Origin of the sequence: Mycobacterium sp. (assembly GCF_035314665.1) — a bacterium.
In the GTDB taxonomy this organism is placed as follows: domain Bacteria; phylum Actinomycetota; class Actinomycetes; order Mycobacteriales; family Mycobacteriaceae; genus Mycobacterium.
The window spans coordinates 1-8997 of sequence record NZ_DATFZD010000228.1; the positions used below are offsets into that span (position 1 = coordinate 1).

Here is an 8997-nt window from a genome sequence, read left to right on the forward strand (position 1 = left end):
TCCGGCAGCGGCACTGATCGCCACTGCACCGATCGCCGCCGCCGACGATACGGACTCCTCGCCCGTCGTCACTGCCGACAACACCGATTCGTCTCCCGCCGCCGCCGCCGCCAACACGGATACCTTCCCTGTCTGCTTCCCGCCCGACGACGTGCGGACCGCAGCGCAGGCAGGCGACGTTGAGTCGGCGTGCAGCCCCTGACATTCCGCCTTCGACTGTCTAACCTCGATCGTTCGCGTGGCCAGCGCACGGGCTTGATGGGCTCCTGATTGCCTGGTAGCGGCGGCCGGGTTATTGACCTACCTCACACCAGTGGGGCCCAGTGCGCCCAGCCCACCCTATTTTGCGCTACAGGAGGATCCTCAATGACAACCGATGGCCAAGACATGGTGCCGACTATTCGTGGCGAGATCGGCGCGTCCGTGAGCATGTCCCGAGTCGCGTGGATTTTGGGTGACGATCCATGGTGGATTCTAGGCGGCGGCACCGACAGATTCGGCGTCGGTGACGGTGTCGGGGTGGGCGTGTCGGCGCAGGGCGTCAACGAGCTGGGGCATCTGCTTGTATCCCTTGATGCGGCGGAAGGATCGTTCGGCGTTGAGCATGCCCGCGGCCGTCCAGCGCAGCACCATCTGCCCGTCGCGCCAGCGGGTGACGTTGCGGTTGGTGGCCCGCGCGATGGAGATCATCGACTCGACCGGGTTGGACGTGGTCAGCGTCTTGGCGAGGCGGCCGTCGATGCCGAGACGAGCGGCGGTGAACATCTCCTCGAGCCCTTCGCGCAGCGACGCGCCCGCGCCGGGATAGTACTTATCCAGTTGCGCGGCAAGGTGTTTGGCGTTGCGCAACCCAGTGTCTGGGTCGGGGTGCCCGAACGCCTTGACCAGCTTGGCGTCCACCCACGCCTTGTCCTTGTCGGGCAGGTGCTCGGCGATGTTGCGCCGCTTGTGCAGGGTACAGCGCTGGATCAGGGCCTTGGCGCCGAACACCTCACGCACGGCCGCCGACAGCGCCTTGGCGCCGTCGAGCACCACCAGCAGCCCGTCGTCGAAGCGCAGCCCGCGGGCGACCAGGTCGGCCAGCAGGGCGCGCACCACGGTCTTGTTCTCCGTGGAGCCGTCCCACAGCCCGACCGGCTTCTTGGTGCCGTCGGCGGTGATGGCCAGCGCCACCACCACGCACCGCTCAGCCATGTGCTCCCCATCGAGCATGAGCACCTTGATGTCCTCACCGGCCAGGTCGCGGGCCATCAGCTCGGCCAGCGCGGTCTCAGTCTGGCGCACGAACCGACGCGAAATCGCCGAGCGGCTAGTCGATTTCGCCTCCTTGTCGACCTGGGTGCCGACCGGCTCGGCGGTGCGAACGTGCCGGCGGGTTGCCACCCCGGCCAGCATCCGCTCCATCACCACCTGCGTCAGCAAGTCCTCGGCGGCAAAGTGCGAGTAGCCGGCCAGCGGCACCTCGTGCCCATCGACGGTGCGCGCCCGCGGCCGGGTCACCGCCACCCGACGCCCGCCCAGGGTGACCGAGCCGCGCCCACTGCCGTGGCGCACCGCGGCCCGGCTCGCATCGTGCTTGCCCTTCGGCCCGCACGCCTCGGCAATCTCGGCCTCAAACATCGCCTGCATCACCGCCATCCCGGCGGCCACGCTCATCGCCAGCAGGCCCTCCCGGGCGGCGCCGGCGATATCGGTCATCGCCAGCTGGATCTCCTCCGGCAGCTCGGGCAACCCGGCGGTGTCGGTCGTGTCAGCGAGGCGAACAGTAGGTACGGTCTTCATGGCGGTCCCTTACTCCTTCTTCGAGGTGTACTTGGCGGTTCACCCGAAGACCTACCATCCGGCAGGCCTCAGGTGAGGGACCGCCACCTCAAATTCCACGAAAACCGGGACAACCTGGCGTCCGTGCTGGGGCCGGATAACGTGCCGATTGGGTTGCAGAACCCGGGGGCGCCGCCGACCGATTCGGGAACCGTTCCGAACCTGAAGTTTCCGTACGCCGCTGCGCACAACCGCCTGTTGGCGGGTGGTTGGGCGCGGGAGGTAACGGTGCGGGAGTTGCCGGTCGCGACGACGCTGGCGGGCGTGAACATGCGGCTGAAGGCGGGGGCCTACCGTGAGCTGCATTGGCACAACGAGGCCGAGTGGGCGATCATGCTTGCCGGCAGTGCCCGCATTGCCGCCATCGACCCGCAAGGCCGCAACTTCATCGACGACATCGGTCGAGGTGACCTGTGGAACTTCAGGGCCGGTTTTCCGCATTCGATTCAGGCCTTGGAGGACTGCGAATTCCTCCTGGTATTCGACGATGGGAACTTCTCTGAGAATCAGACCTTCTTAGTCACCGACTGGTTCGCTCACACGCCCAAGCACGTGCTGGCCAAGAACTTCGGGGTCCCAGAGTCAGCGTTCGCCAACATCCCGGCCGCAGGGGAGATCGAGCACACCCGCTACATCTTCCCCGGCGAGGTGCCGGGCGCGCTGGTCGCCGACATCGAGGCGACCAGGTCTCCTGTCGGCACGGCCGAGCGGATGAGTCACCGGATGCTCGCCCAAGACCCGATCGAGGTCCCCGGCGGCAGTGTGCGCATCACCGATTCATCGAATTTCCCGGCCGCCTCGACGATCGCCGCGGCGTTTGTCGAGCTCCAGCCCGGCGCTTTGCGCGAACTGCACTGGCATCCCAACAACGACGAGTGGCAGTACTGGATGAAAGGCCACGCCCGGATGACGGTGTTTGGCTCCGGCGGGAAAGCGAGAACCTTCGACTATCTCCCCGGCGATGTCGGCTACGTCCCGCGCAACTTCGGCCATTACTTCGAGAACGTGGGCGAGGGACCCGTGCAGATGCTCGAGATGTTCCGTAGCGATCATTTCGCCGACGTTTCGGCCAACCAGTGGCTGGGTCTGACCCCGCAACAAGTGGTGGCCGCCACCCTCAACCTCGACCGAGACACCGTCGCTGCCATGCGCAAGGACAAGCCGCTGATCATGCCATAGCGGGCACCCGCCGGCGCAGACCATCTCGCTGTGCCCGTTCATGATTCCGCATTCGCGTTCATCGATGGCGGCCCTTTGTTCAGAGCTCAATCCGTAACAGCCGGGCGCGTCGGATGATGCCATCCGGGGGTGGTTCGGTGGTGCCCCCTGATCTCGTCGAACCGCTAACCACACACCTTGCCCAACAGCAGTGCGGCCTCTGAGAGTGTGCGCTTCGGGGCTGTTACACCGCGCGACGGGGATCTTGCACTAGACCGTGTAGGACCCTCTTGTTCCATGACGCTCATCAGCGTATTTTTGGCATCGGCGCGACCACCTCCCAAGGGGGCATGTCACGATGTCCGTATCACGATGTATCAAGTGGTCTGGCCGCGATACGTCCGTCCATCAAGCCGTCTACTTAAGTAGCGTCACTAGCCATTCGCCCCCGGCTGACCGGATTTCGTTTCGAAAACACCAACATCGGCGTCGAATAGCTCCCGGCCATTTGCTCTCGTGCCAGCCCACTAGTCGGTTCCCGATTGCTGCTACCAGCTAGCCGCAATTAGGACCATTGAAGCCAACCGGAATCGATGGATAGGCGTTAGCGGTAAAGACGTACAGCGCATGTTTGGCCACGATGGTGCCAATGAGGTCGTCCCCACACGCGGTGCCGATCGAGTTGCTCCTAACGGTCGTGAAACCTGTTGACGGAACAGGTCCTTGGACAAACGAGGAGGCCCGTGGTGAAACGGCACGCACCCGGCATTCCCGAGGCGCTGACTTTGCCCAGCGCCAATCGGGGTACGGCTTTTGGCCTCGAGGAACCATCCTGCTGGGCACCTCCACCGCGCACGGCGCGTTCACCCGGGAGGTGATCGAGGCGATGGCCGCAGCCGCCGAGCGGCCGATGGTGTTCCCGATCTCCAACCCCACCTCGCGCATAGAGGCTAGGCCGGCCGATGTGCTGGCCTGGTCGCACGGCGCCGCGCTGGTGGCCACCGGCATCGCGGTCGAGCCGGTCAAATACAACGGGGTGAGCTATCAGATCGGGCAGGCCAACAACTTCCTGGTGTTCCCCGGACTCGGGCTGGGTGTCATCGCTGCAGGCGCGCAGCGAGTCACCAAGGCAATGATGCAGGCCGCCGCTAAAGCCGTTGCCGCCCAAACTGATCCGACGATCATGGGGGTGGCACTGCTGCCGAACGTGAAGAACCTTCGCGCCTTGTCAGCTGTGGTTACCGAGGCGCTCTGCGCCGCCGCCCAGTCCGACGGGGGGCCACCAAGACGCCCGACAACGGGGTCCAAGCCATCGCCGACACCATGTGGCAACCGGAATACCACTGAGGACAGCAGAAATGACGACAGCCGACGCGCCGCAGATACTGAACATCCCGATCGGCATCGATGCCTCCGGCACGCGTCGCGAGACGGATTCGATGGGCGCGATCGAGGTGCCCGCCGACCGGTACTGGGGCGCGCAGACACAGCGGTCGCTGATCCACTTCTCCATCGGCAGGGACCGGATGCCCAAGCAGGTGTACCACGCCTACGGCTATGTCAAAAAGGCCGCGGCGCGCGTCAACGCCCGCGCGGGACGGCTTGCCGGCTGGAAAGCCGAACTGATCGGGCAAGTCTGTGACGAGGTGACCGCGGGCAAGCTCGACGAGCACTTCCCCCTCTACGTTTGGCAGACCGGCTCGGGCACTCAGTCGAACATGAACGTCAACGAGGTGATCAGCAACCGTTGCGTTCAACTGGTGGGTGGTCAGCTGGGGTCGAAGGCCCCGATTCATCCCAATGACGATGTGAATATGGGCCAGTCGTCCAACGACAGCTTCCCCACCGCCATGCACATCGCCGCGGTGCTGGAAACCCAGGAGCACCTGCTTCCGAGAGTGCGGTCGCTGCAGCAGGCCATCGCCGCCAAGGCAGAACAGTGGAACGACGTGGTGAAGATCGGCCGCACCCACCTCGAGGACGCGGTGCCGCTGACAGTGGGTCAGGAGTGGTCGGGGTGGGCGGCCCAAGTCGATACGGCGGCCGCCCGTGTCGACGCCGCCCAGGGCGAGCTGTACCGGCTGGCCGCCGGCGGCACCGCGGTGGGCACGGGCCTGAACGCGCCGCACAACTTCGGAGCCGACATCGCGGCAGAAATCGCCGATCTTACCGGTAAAGCATTTGTCACCGCGCCCAACAAGTTTGAAGCCCAAGGCGGACTTGATGGGATCGTCGCCGCCGGTGCGGCACTGCGGGGACTGGCGGTGAGCCTGATGAAGATCGCCAACGACATCCGCTGGCTCGCGTCGGGGCCGCGCTGCGGTATCGGCGAGTTGAAACTGCCCGCCAACGAGCCCGGGAGCTCCATCATGCCGGGCAAGGTCAACCCCACCCAATGCGAAGCGATGGTGATGGTGTGCATCCAGGTCGTCGGTGACGACACCGCCGTCGCCTTCGCCGGCTCGCAGGGCAACTTCGAACTCAACGCGATGCGACCGATCGTGATCAACAACTTCCTACATTCGGCGCGGATCCTCGGCGACGCCTGCGAGAAGCTACAAACCTTCTGCATCGACGGAATCGAGCTCGACAAGGACCGAATCGGCCAGTACGTGAACCAGTCCCTGATGCTCGTCACCGCGTTGTCACCGGTGATCGGATACGACAAGGCATCGGCGATCGCCCACGATGCCGACCGGACCGGCCGGACCTTGCGTGAGTCGGCCCTGGACTCTGGCTTCATCAGCGCCGAGGAGTTCGACCGCTTCGTCAATCCGTCGGCAATGGTCGGCCCGTTCTAAGGAGATCCACGGTGGCCGCCGTTAGCCCCAACGACTTTCCGTCAAGTGCGGTTCGACGCTGGGTTCACGCGATGCTGGCACATGGCGACAGGAACGAGGTCTATCAGACCTCCACGATGGGTGCGCTGCTGGCCGGCGTGTACGAGGGCGATGTCACCGTCCGGGAGTTACTGCACCATGGGGACTTTGGCCTGGGCACCTTCAACGCGCTGGACGGCGAGATGCTGGTGCTCGACGGAGTCTGCTATCAGCTGCGAAGCGACGGCAGCGCCACGGTCGCCGATCCTGCCGAACTGTCCCCGTTCGCCGTGCTCACCTGGTTTCACGCCGACCACACCATCGACGTGTCCACGCCCAGTGACGCTGCGGCGCTCACAGCGATGATCGACGAGACGGTGCCAAGCACCAACCTCATCGTGGCCATCCGGATCACCGCCGACTTCAACGAGATCCACACCCGTACCGTCACCGCCCAGCACAAGCCGTACCACCCGTTCACCGAGGCCACCCACGAACAGCACGAGGTCCGGTTCGCCGATGTGTCGGGCACCCTGGCCGGATTTCGCACCCCCGCCTACGAGCAGGGCATCTCGGTGGCCGGCTACCACGCGCACTTCATCGACAAGGACCGCCGCCATGGCGGGCACGCACTGAACTACCGGCTGGCGCGCGGCACCATCGACATTTGTATTCGCTCCGAATTGCACCTCAGCTTGCAGCGCACAACGGAGTTCCTCCGCGCCGATCTGAGCGCCGCGGATGTCGACAGCCAGATCCGGCAGACCGAGGGAGGTTGACATGACCGACAACAAAGTCCGCTCAGCGCAGCGGGTGGTCGAGACGCTGTCGGCGTACGGCATCGAGTACGTCTTCGGCATCCCCGGCGCGAAGATCGACGCGGTCTTCGACGCCCTGCTGGACGGCGGCCCCAGACTGGTGGTCTGCCGCCACGAACAGAACGCGGCCTTCATGGCCGCTGCCGTCGGCCGGCTCACCGGGACCCCGGGCGTCGCGGTGGTGACGTCGGGGCCGGGCACCTCCAACCTGGCCACCGGCCTGGTCACCGCGACCACCGAGCAGGACCCGATGGTCGCGATCTGCGGTGCCGTAGCGCGCGCCGACCGGCTCAAGCGCACCCACCAGACGATGGACGCCGTGGCCGCGCTGAAGCCGTTCACCAAATACACCGGCGAGGTCGATGATCCCGACAACGTGGCAGAAACGATCGCCAACGCGCTCCGCGCGGCCACCACCGCCCCGTGTGGTGCCGCCGCGGTGGTGCTTCCCGCCGACGTGGCCGCTGCGCCAACCGCGGCCACCATCACCCAGCCAGCGCGGACGTCCGCACTGGGCGCGGCACCCGCAGACGGGGTTGAGCGCGCCGCCAGTCTGATCCGAGCGGCGCGCCAGCCGGTGCTGTTTGTCGGTGCCCGCGCCGGCGACCCGGGACCGTGCGCGGCGCTGCGCGAGCTGCTCGCCGTCACCGACCTGCCGGTCGTGGAGACGTTCCAGGCCGCCGGCGTGGTGTCGCACGAACTGGAGGATCACTTCTTCGGGCGCGTCGGGCTGTTTCGCAACCAGCCCGGCGACATTCTCATCGCTCACGCCGATGTGGTGGTGACGGTGGGCTTCGACCCGGTGGAATACGACCCCCGGATGTGGAACACCGATCCCGGACGGACCCTCGTCCACATCGATGAGCTGCCCGCCGACATCGACGGGCACTACCAGCCCGTGCTGGAATTGCGCGGCAACATCGCCGCCACCGTGGCACAGCTGACCCGGCGGCTGTCCGGGCTGCGTCTGCCCGAGGCCGCGCTGGCCGCGGCCACCGAACAGCGCGCGGCGCTGCAGCGCATCGACGAGCAAGAACGCAATCACCCGCAGAGCAATATCGGGCTCAATCCCGCGGCCGTGGTGCTCAAGATCCGTGAGCTCGTCGACGACGATGCCACCATCGCGTGCGACATCGGATCGAACTACATCTACATGGCCCGCCACTTCCGCGTGTACGAGCCGCGGCGTCTGCTGTTCTCCGACGGTCAGCAGACCCTCGGTGTCGCGCTCCCTTGGGCGATGGCGGCGGCGATGGTGCGCCCCGGAACCCATGTGGTCTCTGTTTCCGGGGACGGCGGATTCCTTTTCAGTGCACAGGAACTGGAGACCGCGTCGCGGCTCGGGCTCAGTTTCACCCACGTCATCTTGCGTGACAACGCTTATGACATGGTGGCCTTCCAGGAGGTCATGAAATACGGGCGCAAGTCTGGTGTGCAGCTCGGCGACTACGACATCGTCCACTACGCCGCAGCATTCGGCGCCACCGGGATCCGGGTAACCACCATGCAGGAGTTCGAAGACGCCTTCAAACAATCGCTGAACGAACCCGGAATCACCATTCTCGACATCCGCGTCGACTACAGCCACACGATCGATCTGTACGCCCAGCTTCATGAAGGAGTGCTGAATTGACCACGCGCGTGGGATTGATAATTCCCTGCTACGTCGGGTCGGCGGAGCACCCTGATCGATTACTTGTCCGCTTCGCCACAGACTTTCCAGCCGCCGTTCTCTCGAACGAAATTAACAGTTTCCGTCAAGTCGTCTTGCGGCGCTTTGGACCAGCTGACGCTCACCCCGGCGGTGGCGTGGTCGCCGGCGACATTGATGTCCGTCACCGATGACGTCTCGAGTCCCACCACATCCCGCTGCTTGCGCAGCTGGGCGTCCGTGTGTACGTGACGGCCAGGGGAATTCTGTTGGGCGTCACAGAGCAGCGACGCCAGACCCGCGGCATCAGCGTTGTTGAGATAGTTGTCGACGCTTTTCATAAGCGCCCTGATCTGGTCCTCGGGTGACGACTCCGACGGATTGCTGTCCTTGAACGCGAACACCCAAATCAAGACGCCAGCTACGGCAATCACAGCGGCAGCTAGGACCGCCATGATCACGACCGGAGTCCGCGATCGTTGCGGCGGGCCGGCCCGCGGGGGTTGCTGGCCCGGCGGCGGCCACCCCGGCTGATCACCAGAAGGCGGTCCCGAGCCGGGTGGAATATCGGGGCCCCGGGGAGGCGGGCAGTTGGACATGGCTCCTGACCGCGACCTTATGGCATCTTGGATAGTGATGCTGGCTGTAGCCGCGGCGTAAGCGGCTGAGGCCGCTTAAGGCGTGCCGTGCCAACTTGGCGTGATGTGCGGAGGTTGCCCGTATCTCCGAA

At 65.4% G+C, this 8997-nt stretch carries 7 protein-coding genes and 1 pseudogene; 6 read left to right on the forward strand and 2 right to left on the reverse strand.

The features are described 5' to 3' along the window. Window positions 1-202 (forward strand): hypothetical protein (locus VKI00_RS16940; protein WP_324439346.1); only part of this gene is annotated, 202 nt, incomplete at its 5' end. Between the two features lie 272 nt (window positions 203-474). Here the strand turns inward: VKI00_RS16940 and VKI00_RS16945 are convergent. Next, on the reverse strand, window positions 475-1782 hold the full coding sequence (locus VKI00_RS16945) for an IS256 family transposase (RefSeq protein WP_324439348.1): 1308 nt from the start codon (window positions 1780-1782) through the stop codon (window positions 475-477). A gap of 123 nt (window positions 1783-1905) precedes the next feature. On the opposite strand from VKI00_RS16945, the gene VKI00_RS16950 reads away from it, so the two are divergent. The 5 genes and pseudogenes from VKI00_RS16950 to alsS all read left to right on the forward strand — a co-directional run bounded on the left by VKI00_RS16950 (window position 1906) and on the right by alsS (window position 8249). Further along, window positions 1906-3000, forward strand: coding sequence for a cupin domain-containing protein (locus tag VKI00_RS16950; protein WP_324439350.1), 1095 nt, complete (start codon window positions 1906-1908; stop codon window positions 2998-3000). A gap of 805 nt (window positions 3001-3805) precedes the next feature. Then, window positions 3806-4326 (forward strand): annotated as a pseudogene (locus tag VKI00_RS16955) (malic enzyme-like NAD(P)-binding protein); the annotation flags it as partial. A gap of 11 nt (window positions 4327-4337) precedes the next feature. Beyond that, window positions 4338-5780 carry a class II fumarate hydratase gene (gene fumC / locus VKI00_RS16960; RefSeq protein ID WP_324439353.1) on the forward strand — a complete coding sequence of 481 codons (1443 nt, stop codon included), beginning with the start codon at window positions 4338-4340 and terminating at the stop codon, window positions 5778-5780. A 71-nt stretch (window positions 5781-5851) separates the two neighbouring features. After that, on the forward strand, window positions 5852-6577 hold the full coding sequence (gene budA / locus VKI00_RS16965) for an acetolactate decarboxylase (RefSeq protein WP_324439358.1): 726 nt from the start codon (window positions 5852-5854) through the stop codon (window positions 6575-6577). Window position 6578: 1 nt separating this feature from the next. After that, window positions 6579-8249, forward strand: coding sequence for an acetolactate synthase AlsS (alsS, locus tag VKI00_RS16970; protein ID WP_324439354.1), 1671 nt, complete (start codon window positions 6579-6581; stop codon window positions 8247-8249). 59 nt (window positions 8250-8308) lie between these two features. Here alsS and VKI00_RS16975 read toward each other — a convergent pair whose 3' ends face one another. After that, window positions 8309-8722, reverse strand: a complete 414-nt coding sequence (locus tag VKI00_RS16975) for a hypothetical protein (protein WP_324439356.1) — start codon at window positions 8720-8722, stop codon at window positions 8309-8311. Window positions 8723-8997: the final 275 nt, after the last annotated feature.

What these genes read in the sequence shown, in the direction of transcription:
- VKI00_RS16975 (WP_324439356.1), bottom strand. Translation starts at nt 8,722, where the DNA reads ATGGCGGTCCTAGCTGCCGCTGTGATTGCCGTAGCTGGCGTCTTGATT.
- fumC (WP_324439353.1), top strand. Translation starts at nt 4,338, where the DNA reads ATGACGACAGCCGACGCGCCGCAGATACTGAACATCCCGATCGGCATC.
- alsS (WP_324439354.1), top strand. Translation starts at nt 6,579, where the DNA reads ATGACCGACAACAAAGTCCGCTCAGCGCAGCGGGTGGTCGAGACGCTG.
- VKI00_RS16945 (WP_324439348.1), bottom strand. Translation starts at nt 1,782, where the DNA reads ATGAAGACCGTACCTACTGTTCGCCTCGCTGACACGACCGACACCGCC.
- budA (WP_324439358.1), top strand. Translation starts at nt 5,852, where the DNA reads ATGCTGGCACATGGCGACAGGAACGAGGTCTATCAGACCTCCACGATG.